21 protein-coding genes are annotated in these 20589 nt (G+C 64.0%); 10 read left to right on the plus strand and 11 right to left on the minus strand.

Going from position 1 to position 20589, the window contains the following annotated elements; all coding sequences use genetic code 11:
* Positions 1-94 precede the first annotated feature (94 nt).
* Both JN280_RS31570 and JN280_RS31575 read left to right on the plus strand, forming a co-directional pair.
* Complete coding sequence (locus JN280_RS31570; protein WP_202308110.1) at positions 95-1615, plus strand: sugar ABC transporter ATP-binding protein; 1521 nt, start codon at positions 95-97, stop codon at positions 1613-1615.
* Positions 1612-2574 carry an ABC transporter permease gene (locus JN280_RS31575; protein WP_202308111.1) on the plus strand — a complete coding sequence of 321 codons (963 nt, stop codon included), beginning with the start codon at positions 1612-1614 and terminating at the stop codon, positions 2572-2574. The genes JN280_RS31570 and JN280_RS31575 overlap by 4 nt, the downstream gene beginning before the upstream one ends.
* 91 nt (positions 2575-2665) lie before the next feature.
* On the opposite strand, the gene JN280_RS31580 is transcribed toward JN280_RS31575, so the two are convergent.
* From JN280_RS31580 to hmgA, 8 genes are all read right to left on the minus strand, one after another.
* Positions 2666-2914 carry a type II toxin-antitoxin system RelE/ParE family toxin gene (locus JN280_RS31580; RefSeq protein WP_446720688.1) on the minus strand — a complete coding sequence of 83 codons (249 nt, stop codon included), beginning with the start codon at positions 2912-2914 and terminating at the stop codon, positions 2666-2668.
* Between the two features lie 26 nt (positions 2915-2940).
* Positions 2941-3219, minus strand: a complete 279-nt coding sequence (locus tag JN280_RS31585; protein ID WP_202308113.1) for a CopG family ribbon-helix-helix protein — start codon at positions 3217-3219, stop codon at positions 2941-2943.
* A gap of 71 nt (positions 3220-3290) precedes the next feature.
* The gene (maiA, locus tag JN280_RS31590) at positions 3291-3929 is read right to left on the minus strand and encodes a maleylacetoacetate isomerase (protein ID WP_202308114.1); all 639 of its coding nucleotides are present in this window, start codon (positions 3927-3929) and stop codon (positions 3291-3293) included.
* On the minus strand, positions 3926-4126 hold the full coding sequence (locus JN280_RS31595) for a DUF2783 domain-containing protein (protein WP_202308115.1): 201 nt from the start codon (positions 4124-4126) through the stop codon (positions 3926-3928). The genes maiA and JN280_RS31595 overlap by 4 nt, the downstream gene beginning before the upstream one ends.
* Before the next feature lie 3 nt (positions 4127-4129).
* Entirely contained in the window at positions 4130-5725 is a 1596-nt protein-coding gene (locus tag JN280_RS31600) for an FAD-dependent oxidoreductase (RefSeq protein ID WP_202308116.1), read from the minus strand.
* 131 nt (positions 5726-5856) lie between these two features.
* Positions 5857-6822 (minus strand): MBL fold metallo-hydrolase, encoded by a 966-nt coding sequence (locus JN280_RS31605; RefSeq protein WP_202308118.1) that lies wholly within the window; start codon positions 6820-6822, stop codon positions 5857-5859.
* Between the two features lie 5 nt (positions 6823-6827).
* A complete protein-coding gene (locus tag JN280_RS31610; RefSeq protein WP_202308119.1) occupies positions 6828-7847 on the minus strand; it encodes a fumarylacetoacetate hydrolase family protein in 1020 nt (339 codons plus the stop codon).
* 79 nt (positions 7848-7926) lie between these two features.
* Positions 7927-9240, minus strand: coding sequence for a homogentisate 1,2-dioxygenase (gene hmgA / locus JN280_RS31615; RefSeq protein ID WP_202308121.1), 1314 nt, complete (start codon positions 9238-9240; stop codon positions 7927-7929).
* Between the two features lie 315 nt (positions 9241-9555).
* Between hmgA and hppD the strand changes: the two genes are divergently transcribed.
* From hppD to hutC, 3 genes are all read left to right on the plus strand, one after another.
* Complete coding sequence (gene hppD, locus JN280_RS31620) at positions 9556-10668, plus strand: 4-hydroxyphenylpyruvate dioxygenase (RefSeq protein ID WP_202308123.1); 1113 nt, start codon at positions 9556-9558, stop codon at positions 10666-10668.
* A gap of 160 nt (positions 10669-10828) precedes the next feature.
* Positions 10829-12187, plus strand: coding sequence for a formimidoylglutamate deiminase (locus tag JN280_RS31625; protein ID WP_202308125.1), 1359 nt, complete (start codon positions 10829-10831; stop codon positions 12185-12187).
* A 25-nt stretch (positions 12188-12212) separates the two neighbouring features.
* Complete coding sequence (gene hutC, locus JN280_RS31630; protein WP_202308126.1) at positions 12213-12938, plus strand: histidine utilization repressor; 726 nt, start codon at positions 12213-12215, stop codon at positions 12936-12938.
* A gap of 90 nt (positions 12939-13028) precedes the next feature.
* Here the strand turns inward: hutC and JN280_RS31635 are convergent, their stop codons facing one another.
* The 3 genes from JN280_RS31635 to JN280_RS31645 form a co-directional block, all read right to left on the minus strand.
* Complete coding sequence (locus JN280_RS31635; RefSeq protein WP_202308127.1) at positions 13029-13373, minus strand: RidA family protein; 345 nt, start codon at positions 13371-13373, stop codon at positions 13029-13031.
* Positions 13374-13413: 40 nt separating this feature from the next.
* The gene (locus JN280_RS31640; RefSeq protein ID WP_202308128.1) at positions 13414-14523 is read right to left on the minus strand and encodes an NAD(P)/FAD-dependent oxidoreductase; all 1110 of its coding nucleotides are present in this window, start codon (positions 14521-14523) and stop codon (positions 13414-13416) included.
* Between the two features lie 142 nt (positions 14524-14665).
* The gene (locus JN280_RS31645; RefSeq protein WP_202308129.1) at positions 14666-15007 is read right to left on the minus strand and encodes an antitoxin Xre-like helix-turn-helix domain-containing protein; all 342 of its coding nucleotides are present in this window, start codon (positions 15005-15007) and stop codon (positions 14666-14668) included.
* A gap of 230 nt (positions 15008-15237) precedes the next feature.
* Here JN280_RS31645 and aztA point away from each other — a divergent pair, with 230 nt between their 5' ends.
* The 5 genes from aztA to zigA all read left to right on the plus strand — a co-directional run bounded on the left by aztA (position 15238) and on the right by zigA (position 20455).
* Positions 15238-16068, plus strand: a complete 831-nt coding sequence (gene aztA / locus JN280_RS31650) for a zinc ABC transporter ATP-binding protein AztA (RefSeq protein ID WP_202308130.1) — start codon at positions 15238-15240, stop codon at positions 16066-16068.
* 2 nt (positions 16069-16070) lie between these two features.
* Complete coding sequence (gene aztB / locus JN280_RS31655; RefSeq protein ID WP_202308131.1) at positions 16071-16937, plus strand: zinc ABC transporter permease AztB; 867 nt, start codon at positions 16071-16073, stop codon at positions 16935-16937.
* A gap of 19 nt (positions 16938-16956) precedes the next feature.
* A complete protein-coding gene (gene aztC, locus JN280_RS31660) occupies positions 16957-17886 on the plus strand; it encodes a zinc ABC transporter substrate-binding protein AztC (protein WP_202315157.1) in 930 nt (309 codons plus the stop codon).
* A gap of 123 nt (positions 17887-18009) precedes the next feature.
* Positions 18010-19203, plus strand: coding sequence for a zinc metallochaperone AztD (gene aztD / locus JN280_RS31665; protein ID WP_202308132.1), 1194 nt, complete (start codon positions 18010-18012; stop codon positions 19201-19203).
* Positions 19204-19240: 37 nt separating this feature from the next.
* On the plus strand, positions 19241-20455 hold the full coding sequence (gene zigA, locus JN280_RS31670) for a zinc metallochaperone GTPase ZigA (protein WP_202308133.1): 1215 nt from the start codon (positions 19241-19243) through the stop codon (positions 20453-20455).
* Positions 20456-20589 lie beyond the last annotated feature (134 nt).

Consider the following 20589-nt stretch of genomic DNA (forward strand, 5'->3'; position numbering starts at 1 on the left):
CGTGATCCGCCGAAGCAGCGACCGGCAGACGTATCTCCTGCCGGTCTGCATCGCCGCCTTGCAAGGCAACCCTCGCCGCCACCATAATCCTCGCATGGCCGAACCGTTTCTGACGCTGACAGGCATTTCAAAGCACTATCCCGGCGTGAGGGCTCTGGAGCAGGTGAGCCTTTCCGTGACCGAGGGCGAAGTCATCGGCCTGATCGGAGAGAACGGTGCCGGCAAATCGACCTTGATGAACGTTCTGGGCGGCGTCACCGGGCCGAGTGCGGGCACCATCGCGATCGACGGCAAGGAGGTCGGCCCCCTGACGGTTTCGGCCGCCATCACCGCGGGGATCGCCTTTGTGCATCAGGAGCTCAACCTGTTCGACAATCTCACCGCCGCGGCGAACATCCTGATTGGGCGAGAACCGCTGCGGGGCGGACCGTTGAGGCTGATCGACCACAAAGCGCTCGAAGCCTCGGCGCAGCCGCTGCTCTCCCAACTCGGCGCCGACTTCAAGGCTTCCTCGCCGGTCTCGTCGCTCTCGCTTGCCCAGAAGCAGCTCGTCGAGATCGCGAAGGCGCTGTCCCTCAACGCGCGGCTGGTCATCATGGACGAGCCGACATCAAGCCTGACGGTTGCCGAAACCGAACGCCTGCTGCGGGTGATCGGCAGGCTGAAGGCGGACAAGGTCGCCATCATCTTCATCTCGCACCGGCTGGGTGAGGTGAAGCGCATCGCCGACCGCGTCGTGGTGCTCCGGGACGGCAGGGGCGTCGCCGAGATCCCTCGGCAAGAGATCGAGACCGATCGGATGATCCGACTGATGATCGGCCGCGAGCTCAAGACGCTCTATCGCCCACCCGCCGCACCGGCCGGAGAGCCGGTGCTCGAGATCGTCGGCGTACGCACGGCATACAAACCCGGCATTACCGTCGACCTGTCCGTCCGCCGCGGCGAGATCCTCGGCCTCGCCGGCCTGGTCGGCTCGGGACGCACGGAACTGGCTCGAACGATCTTCGGCCTGGATCCCCTGCTGTCCGGCGAGATCAGGATCGACGGCAAGAAGGCCACGCTCGGTTCTCCGAAGGCGGCGATCGAACGCGGCATCTATCTCGTGCCTGAAGACAGGAAGCGCTCCGGACTTATCCTGCCCTTCAGCATCCGCGACAATATCAGCCTGGCCGGCCTTCGCTCTCTTGCACGCCATGGCGTTGTCGACCGCGCCAGAGTACGCGACCAGGCCGAGGTCCAGAAGAAACGGCTCGACATACGCTGCCCGAGCACCGCGTCGCCGGTCGGTTCGCTTTCCGGCGGCAACCAGCAGAAAGTCGTGCTCGCAAAGTGGCTGTCCATGCAACCGAGGCTGATCATCTTCGACGAGCCGACTCGCGGCATCGATGTCGGCGCGAAGAACGAGATCTACCGTCTCATGCGCGAACTCGCGGATCAGGGCGTGGGCATATTGATGATCTCGAGCGACATGGAAGAGGCGATCGGCGTGAGCGATCGGATCGCGGTCATGCATGAAGGCGCGATCGCCGGCTTCCTCGACCGCAGCCGGTTCACGGAAGAGAACATTCTGTCGCTGGCCGTCGGCCGCGCACCGAGCCGGGAGGCAGCCGAATGAACCGCAAGGATTTCGGCCTGCTCGTCCTGATCCTGGTCGTCGGCACCGTCGTCGCCATCATCAATCCACGTTTTCTGTCCCCGGTTAACATGTCCAACACGGCCAATCTGATCGGCCTCTTCGGCATCTTCGCGCTCGGTCAGGCCTTCGTCATCATCTCGGGCGGCATCGAGCTTTCCGTCGGCTCGGTCATCGCGCTGCTGGGGGTCATTTTCGTCGACTTTGTCGCGGGGGGAACCGTTCCGCCGGGCGCGGCATTCGTGATCGTCGTGCTGCTCGGCTGTCTGATCGGCCTGGTCCACGGCCTGCTGATCACGCGCGTCGGGCTGCAGCCCTTCGTCGTGACGCTTTGCGGCCTGCTGATCTATCGTGGTGTCGCCCGCTACTACACCGACGATGCAACAGCGGGTTTCCCATTCGGCGCCAGCTTCCCGACGCTCGAATGGCTGGTGGCCGGACGTTTCTATGGCGTTCCGCACAGCCTCATCGCCTTTGTGGTCTTGACCGTGGTCATGGCGTTGGTTCTCCACAGGTCGGTCTACGGCCGCCATCTCTTCGCGGTCGGCAACAATGAGGAAGCAGCGCGCCATTCGGGCATCGACACGTCGCGCGTCATCGTCACAGCCTATGTCATCTGCTGCGGCCTGACTGCGGTGGCCGCGATCTTCATCGCGATGTACACGCGCTCGATCTCGCCGTCCTCCCACGGCAGTTTCTACGAACTCTACGCCATCGCGGCCGCCGTGCTCGGCGGCTGCTCGCTGCGCGGCGGCGAAGGGTCCGTCCTCGGCGTTGTGCTCGGCACTGTCCTGCTTCAGGTGCTGCAGAACCTGGTCAATCTGTTGGGCATTCCGAGTTCGCTCAACTTCGCGGTCATGGGATCGGTGATCCTCGTGGGCGTCATCGCCGACCGGCAGTTTTCGCGACGGAGGAGCCTTAAAGTCGCCGCCGCAGAATAGCGGCGACGCTCAGCGGGAGAGCATGGGCGTGCGTGACTGTTGCGATGCCCTCAACGGGCTTGATCATCATGCGGGCGGCCACACTTCGCGGTCATCGGAATCCCGCCTCCTTTTGATGTCGTACAGCCAAGATCGTTACGGCATCATCATCGACACGGGCAACATAGCCGCTATCCCCGAAGTCGATTTGCCATTCCCGGTATTGTTCGGGCAGGCCTTCGACAAGACGACCCATCCGCGGATGCGTGCCCAATGCCCGCACGCCTTGCCTGATCGTCTCACCCGCCCTTCTCACAGCATCGGCGCTCTTGGGTCGGAGAAAATCCCACAGCCGCTGCATGTCCCGGATCGCGGCCGGGGCAAATATCACTTGTGGCATATGGGCACGGGACGTTCGCCTTCAGTTCCCCAACTCGCAAGCCACTTGTCGCCTTCCTCTGCCGTGGCGTGCAGGCCAGTCGCCTGAAATTCTTCCCATGCTTTGAGCGTGTCCTGCCGCAATGCTTCGCGCTTTTCCTCCCGCTCGACATACTGCGCTATGGCTTCGCGCATGATCCAGTGCGAGGTACGGCGGCGAGACTCGGTGAGCTGTTTCACCCGCCCTTTCAACTCGTCATCGAGTTTGATGGATGTTGCTGTTGCCATGCCGCAGCCTCTCCTCTGCCCAATTGTCCATGCACATGAAGCTTCGCTGAGAGGTCGATATCAGTTTCTTCTTATGTTTGCGGCTGACGCGGATATGCCGCTTCGAAGGCCGGCAACTTCGCGCATGCGGCGACGATGGCGTTGATGCGCTCGAGCCCGCTTATGTCGGCGTCCCAGCGCTTGGCGTTGTAGACTTGCGGGACCAGGCAGAGGTCGGCCATGGTCGGTCTGTCGCCATGACAGAAGCGTCCGGTGCTGGAGTGGTCAAGCAGCTCCTCGACCGCCGCCAGCCCCTCGCCGATGAACTTCTTCATCCATTTGGAGCGCACGGCATCTCCCCCCTTGGTGAGTTCCATGACGTGGGCGACCGGACCGAGGTTGCAGACGGGATGTATGTCCATGGCGATGGCGTAGGAGAGCGCCCGCACCCGTGCCCGCCCGCCCGGCCGGCCCGGCAGGAGGCCGGAGCCCGGTCGTGTCTCCTCGAGATATTCGACGATGGCCAGCGACTGGGTGAGCCTCAAACCGTCGATCTCGAGCACCGGCACGGCGCCCTGCGGATTGCGGGCAAGATGTTCCGGCGCCTTGTGCTCCCGGTCGAGCAGGTTGACGGGGACTGTCTCGTAGTCGATGTCAAGCAGATTGAGAGCGATGCGGACCCGGTAGCTCGCCGAGGATCGCCAGTAGTCGTAGAGGACCGGTGTCGTCATTTCGCGAAACGCTCCCTTGCCTTGGCGAGTGCTGCCTGAAGCACGGCGATATCGCCGACCAGATTGGCAAGGATCAGCACCAGCCTTGCGTTGAGCCGCGCGCTTTCCTCCGCTGACAGGCCCTCATGAGCCTCGAGCAGTGATGCATAAAACACATCGCCTGCCGGGCCGAGGCGGTCGCTTCCGAGATCGATCATTGGTCATGGCCTCCCCAAGGCGCGCCGATGCGCAGCGCCGATCGCCGCGGCGTCTGGCGCCCGAAATGCCGCCGCGACATGCTGGTCGGGACGGATCAGGTAGGTGAACCCCTCCCCGTAACGCCGGAAGGCATGGCCCGAAACATCCTGCAGTTCTCCCCCGCCTGGCCGCGAGACATGGACGTGCTTGATATCGTTGACCTCGATCCGGGGCCGGTCGCCGAAGGACAGCAGCGTGAAGCCGCCGTTCAGTTGGCCGAGCAGCCAGACATCCGTTTCGCCGTGCCTCAGCGGCGCATCCAGGCAGGCCGAGCCCGGTTCGAGCACGGCTTCGGCCGACGGCGTCTGCAGCGGCAGCCCGGCGAGCGAGCAAGGCACGGACAGGCGGCCGGAATTGACCAGCTTCCTGGCGAAGACCATGTCGGCGGCAAGGTCGAGCACTTCGTCGCGCAGCATCTTCTCCATCGCCGATTTAGGCGTCATGAAGTTGGTGGCGCGCGACGAGTTGGCGATGTTCTCGTCCGCACCATGGATACGTTCGTCGTCGTAGCTCGCCAGCAGCGCTTCCGGCGCCTGCGCATTCAGCACGGCCGCAAGCTTCCAGCCGAGATTGTCGACGTCCTGGATGCCGCCATTGCCGCCACGCGCGCCGAAGGGCGAAACGATGTGGGCGCTGTCGCCGACGAAGATCACGCGGTCATGGACGAAGCGCTCGAGCCTGCGGCACTGGAAGGTGTAGACCGACACCCAGTCGATCTCGAAATCGCTGCGGCCGATCACCTTTTCGATGCGCGGGATGACGTTTTCCGGCCGCCTCTCGGCCTCGGGGTCGGCGTCCCAGCCAAGTTGCAGGTCGATGCGGTAGATATCGTCGGGCTGCTTGTGCAGCAGCGCCGACTGCCCGGCATGGAAGGTCGGCTCGAACCAGAACCGGCGCTCGGACGGAAAATCCGCCTTCAGCTCGATATCGGCAATAAGGAAGCGCTCCTCGAACAGCTTGCCGGCGAAATCCAGGCCGAGTTCGGACCGCACCAGCGATTTCGCGCCATCGCAGGCGAGCAGGTAGTCGGCCTCCAGTCGATAGGTCCCGTCCGGCGTCTCGATCCTGGCCACTGCGCCAGCAGCGATCTTTTCGACACCGATCACCTTGTTCTTGAAGCGCAGGTCGATCAGATCGGGAAAGTCGCGCGCGCGCTCGACCAGATATTGCTCGACATAATATTGCTGGAGATTGATGAAGGCCGGCATCTTGTGGCCGTCCTCCGGCAGCAGGTCGAAGCTGTAGACCTCGCGGTCGCCGTGATAGAGCCGGCCGATCTTCCAGGTCACCCCCTTCTCGACCATGCGCTCGCCGACGCCGAGACGGTCGAAGATCTCCAGCGTGCGCTTGGCCCAGCAAATGGCGCGGCTGCCGACCGAGACGACGTCATTGTCGTCGAGCACGACCGAGGCGACGCCGCGCAAGGCAAGGTCGATCGCCATCGACAGGCCCGTCGGCCCGGCGCCGACGATGACAACCGGGTAGCGGCCCGGTGCGGGCTTGCCCGAGACTTCGGGCGACGGCGTGTAGCCGAAATGCTGATACTGATATCGCGCCATGTCTCCTCCCGAACGCCCGCCCTAAGCAGGCTTACGTGGCTTCGCCCACGCTTCGCCTGCCTAGCCTCTCTTGCCGCAGGTCTTTGCCGGAAAACCGTAGGACACTTTTCCGAAACCTGCTTAGGGCTCCATCACCCCTGCAGTCGCTCCCACATCTCCCGGTCGCGCTCCGCGGTCCAGATGCGCGGCGTGTCGACACCAAGAGCCTCGTCATAGGCGCGGGCCACGTTGAAGGGCAGGCAGTGCTCGTAGATCGCATAGGACGAGAATTTCGGATCGCATTCGGCGCGAGCGGCGTCCCAGGCCTCCTTCAGCGAGCCGCCGCCCTGTGCCACGCGGGCGATCGGCCGGTAGGTCGAACGGATGAAGTCGGCGGTATTGTCGAGCGCCTCATTGACCATCTTGGCGCCGACCAGGGCATCGCCGCGGCCCGGCGCGATCGCCGAAAGATCGAAACCGCGGATCGCCTCCAGCGTCGCCGGCCAGTCGGCGAAATGCGCGTCGCCGCAATAGCAGGCCGAGTGGTATTCGACGATGTCGCCGGTGAACATGACGTTCTCGTCGGGCACATGGGCGACGATGTCGCCGGCCGTGTGGGCGCGTCCGAGGAAACGCAGGTCGATGCGGCGCTTGCCGAGATAGAAGCTCGCGCGGTCGTTGAAGGTGAGCGTCGGCCAGGTCAGGCCCGGGATGGATTCGTGGCCCTGAAACAGCCGCGGAAAACGTCCGAATTCGGAGTCCCAATCCTCCTGCCCGCGCTCGACCACCATGGCGCGCGCCTTTTCCGACATGATGACCTCGGAAGCCCCATAGGCCGAGGCACCGAGCACACGAACCGCATGGTAGTGCGACAGCACGACATATTTGATCGGCTTGTCGGTGACCTTGCGGATCTGCTCGATCACCTTGCCGGCGAGCCTGGGGGTCGCCTGCGCATCGACGATCATCACGCTGTCGTCGCCGATGATCACGCCCGTATTGGGATCGCCCTCGGCCGTGAAGGCCCAGAGGTCGCGGCCGACCTCTGTGAAGGAGATCTTCTTCTCCGCAAGATCGCCCTGCGAGGCGAAAGACTTTGGCGAGGTGGATGGGGCCATTGGGGTCACTTTTCCTTTTCGTATTTCGTCACCGTCTGCTCGATCGCACCGAAGATCGAATGGCCGGCCTTGTCCTTCATCTCGATGCGCACCGTGTCGCCGAAATGCATGAAGGGCGTGGCCGGCTTGCCGGTTGCGATCGTCTCGATCATGCGGATCTCGGCAATGCAGGAGTAGCCGGCCCCGCCTTCGGAAACCGGCTTGCCGGGCCCGCCGTCGAGCTTGTTCGATACGGTGCCCGAACCGATGATGGAGCCGGCCGAGAGCGGCCGCGTCTTCGCGGCATGAGCGACGAGCGTCGGGAAATCGAAGGTCATGTCAATGCCCGCATCGGCCCGCCCGAAGGGCTTACCGTTGAGATCGACGGAGAGCGGCAAATGCACCCTGCCACCGTCCCAGGCCTCTCCCAACTCGTCCGGCGTCACGGCGACGGGCGAAAAGGCGGAGGAAGGCTTCGACTGGAAGAAGCCGAAACCCTTGGCCAGTTCGGCCGGGATGAGCCCGCGCAGCGAAACGTCGTTGACCAGCATGACGAGCCGTATGGCGTCGCGCGCCTCCGCCACGCTCGCGCCCATCGTCACGTCGCCGACAACCACGGCGACCTCGCCCTCCATGTCAATGCCATAGGCCTCGTCCGCCATCACGATCGGGTCGCGCGGCGCGAGGAATGAATCGCTGCCGCCCTGATACATCAACGGGTCGGTCCAGAAGCTCTCCGGCATCTCGGCGTTGCGCGCCTTACGGACCAGTTCCACATGGTTCACATAGGCCGAGCCGTCGGCCCATTGGTAGGCGCGCGGCAGCGGCGACAGCGCGTCATGTTCATGGAAGCGCTCGGATGGCACAGAACCGTGCTCCAGCGATTCCGAGAGCGCGGCCAGGTGGGAGGAGATCCGCCGCCAGTCGTCGAGCGCGGCCTGCATGGTGGGAACCAGGAACGAGGCGTCGGCAAAGCGTGTCAGGTCGCGCGACACGACCACCAGTTTTCCGTCACGCGTGCCGTTCTTCAAAGTGGCGAGTTTCATGCGGTTTCCAGCCCTCGATATTGTCGTTGGTGCTTGCCGGTTCGCCGGCAAGTCACGCACAGCTTAGACCGGGCACCGCTCAACTCCAATCGCCCTCGACAGTACCGTTGAAGCGCTTCTTCAGGCCGCCCCAGCAGTCGATATAGTTGTCCTGGCGCACATCGGTCTCGGCGGCGAAGCGCGTCAGCATCTGCGGAAACCGCGTCTCGAACATGAAGGCCATTGTGTTTTCGAGCTTCACCGGCTTCAGCTCGACGGTCGACGCCTTCTCGTAGCCGTCGGCATCCGGCCCATGCGCCAGCATCATGTTGTGGAGGCTCATGCCGCCGGGAACGAATCCCTCCTCCTTGGCGTCGTACTTGCCCTGGATCAGCCCCATGAACTCGCTCATGATGTTGCGGTGATACCAGGGCGGACGAAACGTGTTCTCGGCCACCATCCAGCGCGGCGGGAAGATGACGAAATCGATATTGGCGGTGCCCTCCTCGCCCGACGGCGCGGTCAGCACGGTGAAGATCGACGGATCGGGATGGTCGAACAGGATCGCGCCCACCGGGGAATAGGTCGACAAATCATATTTATAGGGCGCGTAGTTGCCGTGCCAGGCGACCACGTCGAGCGGCGAATGGCCGATCTCGGTGACATGGAAGGCGCCGCACCATTTGACGATCAGCCGGCACTGCGTCTCCTTCTCCTCGAACCAGGCGACAGGTGTCTTGAAATCGCGCGGATTGGCGAGGCAGTTGGCGCCGATCGGCCCACGATCGGGCAGCGTGAACTTGGCGCCGTAGTTCTCGCAGACGTAACCGCGCGCCGGACCGTCCATAAGCTCGACCTTGAACACCAGGCCGCGCGGCAGTACCGCGATCTCGCCCGGCCTGATCTCGATCGCGCCCATTTCGGTGAGCAGCCGCAAGCCGCCCTCCTGCGGCACGATCATGAGTTCGCCATCGGCGTTGAAGAAATGATCGTCCACCATGTCGGTGTTGGCGACATAGGTGTGAGCGGCCATGCCGGCCTGGGTGAAGACGTCGCCCGCGGTCGTCATCGTGCGGATGCCCGATATGAAATCGGTCGCAACATTGGGCATCGGTACGGGATTCCAGCGAAGCTGGCCCAGCGCCAGCTCGTGGTCGCCGATATTGGGCGCCGACCTCCAATATTTCAGTTCGGTAGTCTTGAAGCGCGCAGTGTGCTTGACGCTCGGGCGGATGCGGTAGAGCCAGGAGCGTTCGTTGGTCCCGCGCGGCGCGGTGAAAGGTGAGCCCGAGAACTGCTCGGCATAGAGGCCGTAGGCCGGCCGCTGCGGCGAGTTGCGGCCCTGAGGCAGCGCGCCGGGCAGGCTCTCCGTCTCGAAGTCATTGCCGAACCCCGGCATGTAGGAATAGGCCATGGTGCTTCTCCCTTGATGCCGCCCTGGAGTCGGGCGGCCGATTTGTTGCATTCGTAACCATTGAAAATGTAACCATCAACGCGACCGTCCGAGGATCATAACATCTTGCCGTCCTGCGGCTCGATCTTGCCGAGAGCCCCTGGTCCGGCGCCGAAATTGAGCGCTGTGCATTCATGGCCGCATTTCTGCACGCTTCGTGCATAGGAAGCCCGAACTACCGATCGCTTCGCACACTTCTTGCGAAGCAGGTGCGTTACAATCACCTCCATCTCAGGATTTTGCGACGGAATTTCTCCGCTGCCACAGGAGGATATGATGGGACCCTTCCCGCACGATGCGCCACCCGCCAGGATCAGCGAAGCCAACCCGGCCGGCACCGACGGGTTTGAATTCGTCGAATTCGCCCATACAGATCCCTCGAAGCTGTCCGAGCTCTTCACCCGCATGGGCTACATCCAGGTAGCCAAGCACCGCGCCAAGAACATTACGGTCTGGCGGCAAGGCGACATCAACTATGTCGTGAATGCGGAGCCCGGCTCGCACGCGATGAAGTTCGTCGAGAAGCATGGCCCCTGCGCGCCGTCCATGGCCTGGCGCGTGGTCGACGCCAGGCACGCCTTCGAGCATGCCGTGTCCAAGGGCGCCACGCCCTATGAAGGCGACGACAAGTCGCTCGACGTGCCGGCTATCGTCGGCATCGGCGGGTCGCTGCTCTATTTCGTCGAGAAATATGGAAAGAAAGGCTCGGCCTATGACGCCGAATTCGAATGGCTGGGCGCGCGCGACCCAAGGCCCGAAGGCGTCGGATTCTATTATCTCGACCACCTCACCCACAACGTCTATCGCGGCAATATGGACAAATGGTGGGCCTTCTACCGCGACCTGTTCGGCTTCACGCAGATCCACTATTTCGACATAGACGGCCGCATCACCGGGCTCGTCAGCCGCGCCATCACGTCGCCCTGCGGCAAGATCCGTATTCCGCTGAACGAATCCAAGGACGACACCAGCCAGATCGAGGAATATCTCAGGAAATACAAGGGCGAGGGCATCCAGCACATCGCCGTCGGCACCGACGAGATCTATGGCGCCACCGACAGGCTGGCCGAAAACGGGCTGAAATTCATGCCTGGCCCGCCGGAAACCTATTACGAGATGTCCCATGCGCGCGTGAACGGCCATGACGAGCCGATCGAGCACATGAAGAAACACGGCATACTGATCGACGGCGAAGGCGTCGTGAACGGCGGCATGACCAGGATCCTGCTGCAGATCTTCTCCAAGACCGTCATCGGCCCGATCTTCTTCGAATTCATCCAGAGGAAGGGCGACGAAGGTTTCGGCGAGGGCAATTTCCGGGCCCTGTTCGAATCGATCGAGGAAGACCAGATCCGCCGCGGCGTGCTGAGAGTGCAGGCTGCCGAGTAGCCTTTCATTCCGAAAGCCTTGAAGGAGGGCGGCGCCGTCAGCGTCGCCCTTTTGCGTTCGCGCAAATGAGCCAAACGCCTCCCAACGCTTCATCCCTCTTCGCAAGCTCGCCGATAATGTATATACATATTCGATGAGCATTTGAGGGAGACGCGCGACGATGCCGGGAGTTTTCGCAGAGCACGCCCTGCTGCCGGACGGCTGGCGGAATGCCGTGCGCATCGCCATCGAGAATGGCGTCATCGTCTCGACCGAGGCCGACACTGCGCCGCAGGCCGGCGACGAGCGCCACGCCATCATCTTGCCCGGGATGCCGAACCTTCACAGCCACGCCTTCCAGCGCGGCATGGCCGGCCTTGCCGAGACGCGCGGCCCCGGCGCCGACAGTTTCTGGAGCTGGCGCGAGGTCATGTATCGGTTTGCATTGTCGATGACCCCCGATGAAGTCGAGGCGGTCGCCGCGCAGCTCTATGTGGAGATGCTGGAGGCCGGCTTCTCGCGCGTCGGCGAGTTCCACTATCTGCATCACGATACGGATGGGCGGCCCTATGCCGCCGTCGCCGAAATGGCCGAACGCATCGTGGCCGCCGCTTCCGCCACCGGGATCGGACTGACCTTGCTGCCCGTTTTCTATGCCCATTCCGGTTTCGGCGGTGCCATGCCGAACGAGGGTCAGCGCCGCTTCATCAATTCGATCGACGGCTTCGGCACGCTGCTCGACGGCGCACGCGCCGCGGCCGGCAAGTTCGAAGGGGCGATCGTGGGCCTGGCGCCGCATAGCCTGCGTGCCGTCACCCCCGACGAGCTCGGCGCCGTCCTGCGGCTCGCGCCGAACGGCCCGATCCACATCCATGTGGCCGAGCAGACCCGCGAAGTGGAGGATTGCGTCGCCTGGTCGGGCGCACGGCCGGTCGAATGGCTGCTCGGCAACGCCGCGGTCGACGACCGCTGGTGCCTGATCCACGCCACCCACATGACGGCGGCCGAAACGACCTCCATGGCCCTATCGGGCGCGGTCGCAGGCCTCTGCCCCGTCACGGAAGCCAATCTCGGCGACGGCACTTTTGCGGCGCCCGACTTCTTGGCCCGTGGCGGCCGTTTCGGCATCGGCTCCGATTCCAACGTGCTGATCGGCCTCGGCGACGAGTTGCGCCAGCTCGAATATTCGCAGCGTCTTCTTCATCGCGCCCGCAACGTTCTGGCCCAACCGGGGCAGTCGAACGGCCGCGCGCTGTTCGACCACGCCCTCGATGGCGGCGCGATCGCACTCGGCGCGGGGCCGGCGACGATCGCCGCCGGAGCCTCGGCCGACCTGGTATCGCTCGGCGCCGACCATCCATCGCTCACCGGCAAGGCCGGCGACGCCATCCTCGACGCCTGGATCTTCGCCAACGGCGCTGCTGTCGATTGCGTCTGGGTGCGTGGCAAGAAACTCGTGGAAGGCGGCCGTCACCATTTGCGCGACGCGATCGCCGGGCGCTACCGTTCGGTGATGAAGGGTTTGGCCGAGCGGCACTAGGGTCGGCGCGCGGGGAGCGACAGCGATGGATATGGAAGCGCCCGCGCAGTCGCTGCATCAGCGCATCCTGAACGATATCCGCGACCGCATCCTCTCCGGGGAATGGCCGCCGGGTTTCCGCATCCCTTTCGAGCACGAGCTGACGGCCGAATATGGATGCTCGCGCATGACGGTGAACAAGGCGCTGTCGCAGCTCGCCAAGGCCGGGCTCATCGAACGTCGCCGCCGTTCGGGCAGTTTCGTGACCCGACCGCGCTCGCAGGCAGCGGTGCTGGAGATCCATGACATCCGGACGGAAGTCGAGGCGCTCGGCCTGCCCTATCGCTACGAGCTTGCCTCACGCCAGCAACGCAAGGCCGCGCGCGACGACCGCGACCGGCTCGGCACATCGTCAGGCGGACCGGTGCTTCAGCTCGACTGTCGCCACTTCGCCGGCGGCCGGCCATTCTGCTTCGAGGAAAGGCTGATCAATCTCGCCGCCGTTCCCGAAGCCGCCGACGAAACATTCCTGGATATCGCGCCGGGCCCGTGGCTGACGGGCCGCGTGCCCTGGAGTACCGCCGAGCACGCGATCAGTGCGACCGAGGCCGACGAAGCGACTGCGGAAGCGCTCGATCTCGAAGCCGGCGCAGCCTGTCTGGTGATCGAGCGGCGGACCTGGAATGCCGAACGCCCCATCACCCATGTGAGACTGATCTACCCCGGCGACAGCCACCGGCTCGTCGCCCGCTTCACACCGACCGAAGGGTGACGCGCCGGTTCGGCGCGGCGTCGATCGACGCCGCGCCGTGTTCGATGAACATCATCCGGCCACTTTGCGGTCCGGAACGAAATACGGCGCTCAGAGCGCCGCGGTGACGATGATCTCGACCTTGTATTCCGGGGCTGCCAGCTTGGCTTCGCCGGTGGCGCGGGTCGGGGCGTTGGGGCCGTCGACCCACTTGTCCCAGACCGAATTCATCTCGGCGAAGTCGGCCATGTCGGCAAGCCAGATCGTCGCCTGAAGGATCTTGGACTTTTCGGAGCCAGCCTGCTTCAGCAGGTTCTCGATGGTGGCGAGGATATCCCTGGTCTGCTCGGCGACGCTCTTGCCGGGCGAGCCAACCTGGCCGGCGAGATAGACAGTGTTGCCGTGGATGACGGCCTGGCTCATGCGCGGTCCGGCTTCGATACGGCGAATGGTCATGGGTGTTCCTTCCTGCTTGCCAGCTTCGTGAATATCGCTCTCAGGGCCTGAACCGGGCAGGCGCCAGCGCCTCGGCCAGCGACTCCAGGTCCCCGGAGGCCCGCCTTATCAACTGTCCGGCGAGGCGTGACAAGGCGGGCGAGGTCTGAATCCCGTAACCGCCCTGCCCGGCCAGCCAGAAGAAACCCTCGGCCGCGGGGTCGAATCCGGCGACCGGTGTGCGGTCCGGCGCAAAGCTGCGCAAGCCGGCCCAACTCCGTTCGACGCGGGTCACGGGATAGGCCATCGCCTGCTCGAAACGGTAGAGCCCTTCGGCCAGGACCATGTCATCGACGAAGGCGTCATGCGGCTCGACCGGTATTTCCTCCGCCGGCGAGACGAACAGGCGTCCGGCATCAGGCTTGGCATACCAGCTTTCGGCGGCATCGCCGACCAGCGGCCAGCTCCTGATGTCGTATCCGTCGGGCGCAGGGAGCACCGCGATCGAGCGACGCATCGGCTGGATGCCGATCGGCGGCAGCCCGGCCAGTCCTGCGACCATGTCGGCCCAGGCGCCGGCGGCATTGACCAGCACTTTCGCCCGGATCGTCGCCTTCGGCGTTTCGATGATCCATTGACCCGACCGCATTTCGGCTCGCGTGAGCGGCGCATCCGTCAGCAGCCGCATGCCGCCCGCCCTCGCCTTGCGCAGCCAGCCCTGGTGCAGTGCATCAACATCGATGTCCTGGGCGTCCTGCTCATAGGCGCCGGCCCTGACCCATTCCGGCCGCAGCAGAGGCACCATGGCGATCGCCTGCTCGGGAGTCAGCTCGACAAGGCCCTCGGCCTCCTCCATCAGCTTGTCGTGGGCATCGAGCCCGCCTTCGTCTGCGACATAGAGGATGCCGCGCTGGGTAAGCAGCGGAGTCGGGAAAATATTTGGCTCGGCACCGTGGAAAAGCGGCGCGCTGGCCCGGCTGAGCGCCCGGATGGCGGCATTGCCGTAGTTCTGGATGAATATCGCCGCCGAACGTCCGGTCGAATGATAGGCTGGACGGCTCTCCTGCTCCAGCACGACCACGTCGAAGTCGCCAGCGAGATCGGCGGCCAAGCCGATGCCGGCCATGCCTGCGCCGACGATCGCAACATCGGTGATGATTTCGTCGGCCATCTCTTCTCGTCCTCCTTGGAACCGTACCGCTTTCCGCGCTCATAACCCGGATTCGCAATCGGCTTCCACCCGCCAGGGACACACACAGTCAGAGCCAGGACGCGGCGTTGCGAATTCCCGCGGTGTATCGTTCCCGCATGCTTCAGGAATAGACGCCTGAGCGCACCGTCTCGAGATAGGCCAGCACCTTGTCTCCCTTGCCCTCCGCCACGAGATCGTAAGCTGTCTTGCCGGCCCAGCCCGGGATCGGCTGATGTTTGAACCACACGGCCGCGCTGTCGCCGCCGCCTGCCATCCCAGCCGTCATGGCAAGGATGCGCACGACCGGACTAAGGGCCTGGTCGACCTTCCGAGCGCCGGACTTGGCCGCCAAGGTATTGCGCGCCACGCCCACAAGTTGGGCCAGTTCGGACCGCGTAATGCCCAAGAACTCCGAAACGCGGCTTGCCGACAGGTACGGCGATCCGTCTTCCATGAAATGCATTGCCGTGACAGGCCTCTCCACAGATACAGTCCACTATCAGATGACAACTCCGCTCAAACTGCGCTCATCTCTTGTTCAGATCAAGCTCAGGGCGTGCCTTTCACTTACAGGAAGAGCGCCCCTCCGGCTTCATTTGCCTGACGCGCGCACAGCGATCATCATCCGACCGGTTGACAGATGTAATGGTATTACATATCCAAGGGCCGACATCCGTAACCGCCCGGATCCTTATGAGCAATGCCTGCCTGACATTCCGCGACCTGACGCTTGGCTATAACAGCCATCCGGCCGTGCATCATCTCAACGGCACGGTGCGCGCGGGCTCGTTGACGGCCGTCGTCGGCGCCAACGGATCCGGCAAGTCGACCCTGATGAAGGGCATCGTCGGTGTACTGAAGCCGATGGCCGGACATTGCACCCTCGCCGGTAACACGCGTATCGCCTATCTGCCGCAACAGTCCGAACTCGACCGCAGCTTTCCCGCGCGTGTCGTCGACCTGGTGTCGCTCGGCCTCTGGCCGAAGCGCGGGCTGCTCGGTCGGTTCACCAAGGAGGACCGCGCGGCAGTGGCGAAGGCCTTGACGGCGGTCGGGCTCGAAGGTTTCGAGAAGCGCCCCGTCGACACGCTTTCCGGCGGCCAGTTGCAGCGCGCCTTGTTCGCACGCGTTCTGGTCCAGGATGCCGAACTGATCCTGCTCGACGAGCCGTTCAACGCGATCGACAGCAAGACGGTCGGCGACCTCGTCGCGCTGATCAAGCGCTGGCACGGGGAAAAGCGCACCGTGATGGTGGTCGTCCACGACCTGGAACTGGTCCGGTCGCATTTCCCGGAAACGCTGCTCCTGGCGCGCCAGCCGATCGCCTGGGGCGCCACGCAGGAGGCGCTCCATCCCGAGAACCTGATGCGCGCCCGCCGCTTCGACGAGGCCTGGCACGACGATGCTCCCTGGTGCCACGTCGACGACGACAAGCACCATCATCACGACGAACACGGTGGGCCGGACCACGATCATTCCCATGACGGCGACGACCATCATCACCGCCATGCACCGGCGGCCTGACCATGTATGACTTCCTGATCGCGCCCTTCGTCGAGTTCAGCTTCATGCAGCGCGCGCTGGCCGGTTCGCTGCTGCTGTCGCTGAGTTCCTGTCCGGTCGGCGTGTTCCTGATGCTGCGCCGCATGAGCCTGACGGGCGACGCCATGGCGCATGCGATCCTGCCGGGCGCGGCTGCCGGCTATCTGCTCTACGGTCTCCAGATCGTGCCGATGACGGTGGGCGGGCTCATTGCCGGTGTCGTTGTCGCGCTCGGCGCCGGCGCGGTTTCGCGCTTCACCGTGCAGAAGGAAGACGCCTCGATGGCCGCCTTCTATCTGATCTCCCTGGCGCTCGGCGTGCTGATCGTCTCGCTGCGCGGCTCCAGCGTCGACCTCATGCACGTCCTCTTCGGCACGGTGCTCGCCCTCAACGACGACGCCCTGACGCTGATTTCCCTGATCACGGGGGTGACGCTGCTGACGCTCGCCGTGTTCTGGCGTGCTCTGGTCGCCGAATGCCTCGATCCGCTGTTCCTTCGCTCGGTCAGCCGGCTGGGCACACCTGTGCATTTCATCTTCCTCGGTCTGGTCGTGCTCAATCTGGTCGGCGGCTTCCAGGCCCTGGGCACGCTGCTTTCGGTTGGGCTGATGATGCTGCCGGCCGCAGCAGCGCGCTTCTGGACGACACGGATCGGGCCGATGTGCGGGCTGGCGATCGCCATCGGCTTCGCCGCGTGCGTGGCCGGGCTGCTTCTGTCCTACCATGCGTCGCTGCCCTCCGGCCCCGCGATCATCCTTTCGGCCGGCGCGGTCTATCTGGCCTCGATCATTTTCGGCGTGCGCGGCATCCTCAACACCCGCCTGGCCCGCCATCGTCACCGAACCGCCTGACCAAGGAGAACTTTCCATGCTGCTTAAGACGACCCGGCTTGCCGCTCTTGCGAGTGTTATAACATTAACCCCCGTCGCGCTTTCAGCGGCTTCGGCAGCGGAACTGAAGGTCGTGGCGACCTTCTCCATCATCGCCGACTTCGCCAGGAATGTCGGCGGCGACCGCATCGAACTGACCACACTCGTCGGCCCCGATGGCGACGCCCATGTGTACGAGCCGAGGCCGGCCGACGCCGCTTCCATGTCCGATGCCCAGGTCGTGTTGGTCAACGGACTGAATTTCGAGGGTTTCCTGTCCCGGCTGGTCGAGGCGAGCGGCACCAAGGCCGCCGTCGTCGAACTGAGCAAGGGCGTCGAACCGCGCAAGATGGAAGACGGCCATCACGACGAGGCGGAAGACGATGGGCATCATCACGGCGACGTCGATCCCCACGCCTTCCAGTCGATCGCCAATGCCAGGATCTATGTGAAGAACATCGCCGATGCATTCTGCGCGGCCGACGCCGCCGGATGTGATGCCTACAAGGCCAATGCCGCCGCCTACACCGAAAAGCTCGATGCGACAGAGGCCGAGGTCAGGCAGACGATCACCTCGATCCCCGAGGACAAGCGTGTGATCATCACCTCGCACGATGCCTTCGGCTATTTCGAGCATGCCTACGGCCTCACCTTCCTGGCGCCCGAAGGCATATCGACAGAAGCCGAAGCATCGGCTGCGGATGTCGCGAAGCTGATCCGGCAGGTAAAGGAAGACAAGGCGTCCGCGATCTTCGTCGAAAACGTCACCAACCCGCGGCTGATCGAGCAGATCGCCAGCGAAACAGGTCTGAAGGTCGGAGGAACACTCTATTCGGACGCCCTGTCCGCTCCGGATGGCGGTGCCTCCACCTATATCGACCTGATGCGCCACAATGTTTCGGTGATCAAAGGCGCGATCCTGGGCAGCTAGCAGGGCGTCGAGTTCCGAACACATCATTGGCGGACGAGCAAAGGCTTTCGCCATAAGGCGCGAGCCGACGTGCGTTCGTTTTGCGCTCATTTGTTATGTTATTACATTAAGAACGGAGACATCATGTTCAACATTCGCAAAGCCGCCGTCGCGCTGAGCCTCATACTGGCTGCCAACCATGCCTCGGCCGAGGAAAAGACCGCGTGGCGGCTTTTCGTGGCGGATCACGCCGCCCCCGTCGTACGCGCGATCGACGCCTTGACCGGGAACGAGATCGACAATTTCAAACTCAAGGGCCCGGCGCGCCTTTATGCGACCAGCAGCGCGCGTATGATCTTCGCCGTGCAGCGCGACGACGACGTCGTGTCGGCAATGGCGAGCGGCATCGTGTTCGGCGACCATGGCGACCACGGAGACATCACCATCGAGCCGCCGCGGCTGCTCGATGCGGAAGTCCACGGCCGCAAGCCCGTGCATTTCGTCGAGCACAAGGGCGACATCGCCCTCTTCTTCGACGACGAAGGCTTGGCGCGCGTTTTCAGTGAGAAGACCGCCCTGGAGGGAAACCCAATCATCCGCGAGGTCGCGACATCATCGCCGCACCATGGCGTCGCCGCCGCGCTGGGCGATCATGTGCTGGTGACCGAGCCTCATCCCGAAAAACCGGCCGACGAACTGCCGATCGGCATAAAGGTGCTTGATGCCACGGATGCACGGGCCGGCGAGACCTATCAATGCCCCGATCTCCATGGTGAAGCCACGTCAGGCAACCTGCTCGCCCTCGCCTGCGCCGAGGGCCTGCTCATCGTGAGGCCGGGCAAGGACGGCCCCGAGATCAAGCACCTGCCCTATCGCGGCTTGCCATCCGGCAAGTCGACCACCCTCATCGGCGGCAAGGGCCTGCAATATTTCCTCGGCAATTACGGGCCGGATGCCGTGGTGCTCGTCGACCCCGAAGGTTCGACGCCTTTCCGGCTGATCGAACTGCCGACACGGCGGGTGCATTTCGCGGTCGATCCCATCAGGTCGAAATTCGCCTATGTCTTCACCGAAGACGGCAAGCTCCACCGGATCGACGTCATCTCCGGCGCGCTCGACGGGTCGATCGCGCTCACCGAACCCTACAGCATGGACGGCCACTGGAACGATCCGCGGCCCTGCATCGCCGTCGCCGGCGACAGGATCGCGGTGACCGATCCGCTGAAGGGCCTGCTCCATCTGGTCGACGCCGCGACCTTCGCCAAGGCGGCCGAGATCGCCGTCGAGGGCAAGCCATTCAACATCGTTGCCGTCGGCGGCTCCGGCGAAGCTCATTAACACCGACCACCTCACGGAACATCCCTTGGGAGCAGCTATGCCTACATCAGACAAACGCCTTCCCGTAACCGTGCTTTCGGGCTTCCTCGGCGCGGGCAAGACCACCTTGCTGAACCATATCCTCAACAATCGCGAAGGCCGGCGCGTCGCGGTCATCGTCAACGACATGAGCGAGATCAATATCGACGCCGAACTGGTACGCGACGGAACCGATCTGTCGCGTACCGACGAGAAGCTGGTCGAGATGTCCAACGGCTGCATCTGCTGCACGCTGCGCGACGATCTGCTGAAGGAGGTGCGCGCGCTCGCCGAGCAGGGCCGCTTCGACTATCTGCTGATCGAATCGACGGGCATTTCCGAGCCGCTGCCCGTCGCCTCGACCTTCGAGTTCCGCGACGAGAACGGCGACAGCCTCTCCGATGTCGCCCGGCTCGACACCATGGTCACGGTGGTCGACGCCATGCACCTCCTTCGCGACTATTCGTCGGTCGACTATCTGCGCGATCGCGGCGAATCGCTCGGCTCGGCCGACGAGCGCACCCTTGTCGACCTTATCGTCGACCAGATCGAATTCGCCGACATCATCGTGCTCAACAAGGTCGGCAGCGCCAAGGCTTCCGACCTCGCCGCAGCACGCCGGATCATCCGCGCCCTCAATCCGGACGCGGAACTGATCGAGGCCGATTTCGGCAAGGTGCCGCTGGACAAGGTGCTCGCTACCGGCCGGTTCGACTTCGCCAAGGCCGAACAGCACCCTTTATGGTTCAAGGAGTTGAACGGCTTTCGCGATCATGTTCCCGAAACCGAGGAATACGGCATCCGCTCCTTCGTCTATCGCGCCCGAAGACCTTTCGTGCCCAAGCGGTTCCAGGCCTTCCTCGACCGCGCCTGGCCGGGCGTGGTGCGTGCCAAGGGCTTCTTCTGGCTGGCGACGCGACCGCACCATGTCGGCGAAATGAGCCAGGCCGGCGCCTTGGTGCGGGTCGAAAGGCGCGGCCTCTGGTGGTCGTCGGTGCCTAGGAGCCGCTGGCCCGACCACCCGGACTGGCTGGCTTCGATCGAGCCCTACCTGGACCCGGTCTGGGGCGACCGGCGCCAGGAGATCGTCTTCATCGGCTGTCACCCGATGAACGAGATCCGCATCCGCGCCGAACTGGACGAATGCCTCGTCGATGATGCGCCTTGCTTCCGCCCCGAGCTCTGGAAGGACATGCCCGATCCGTTCCCGGCCTGGCAGAGAGCGACAGCGTAAACCGCGCAATCAGCCTGTGTGCCGCAAAACGCGGCCATGCCCGCAAGATCGCGGCTGCCGCGGCGGAAAACCGGCCGCGACCCGATTGACCCGGCCTCCCAATTGCAACATACTCGGTAGTATGTCCTGAATTG

Source organism: Mesorhizobium sp. L-8-10 (assembly GCF_016756635.1).
GTDB lineage: Bacteria > Pseudomonadota > Alphaproteobacteria > Rhizobiales > Rhizobiaceae.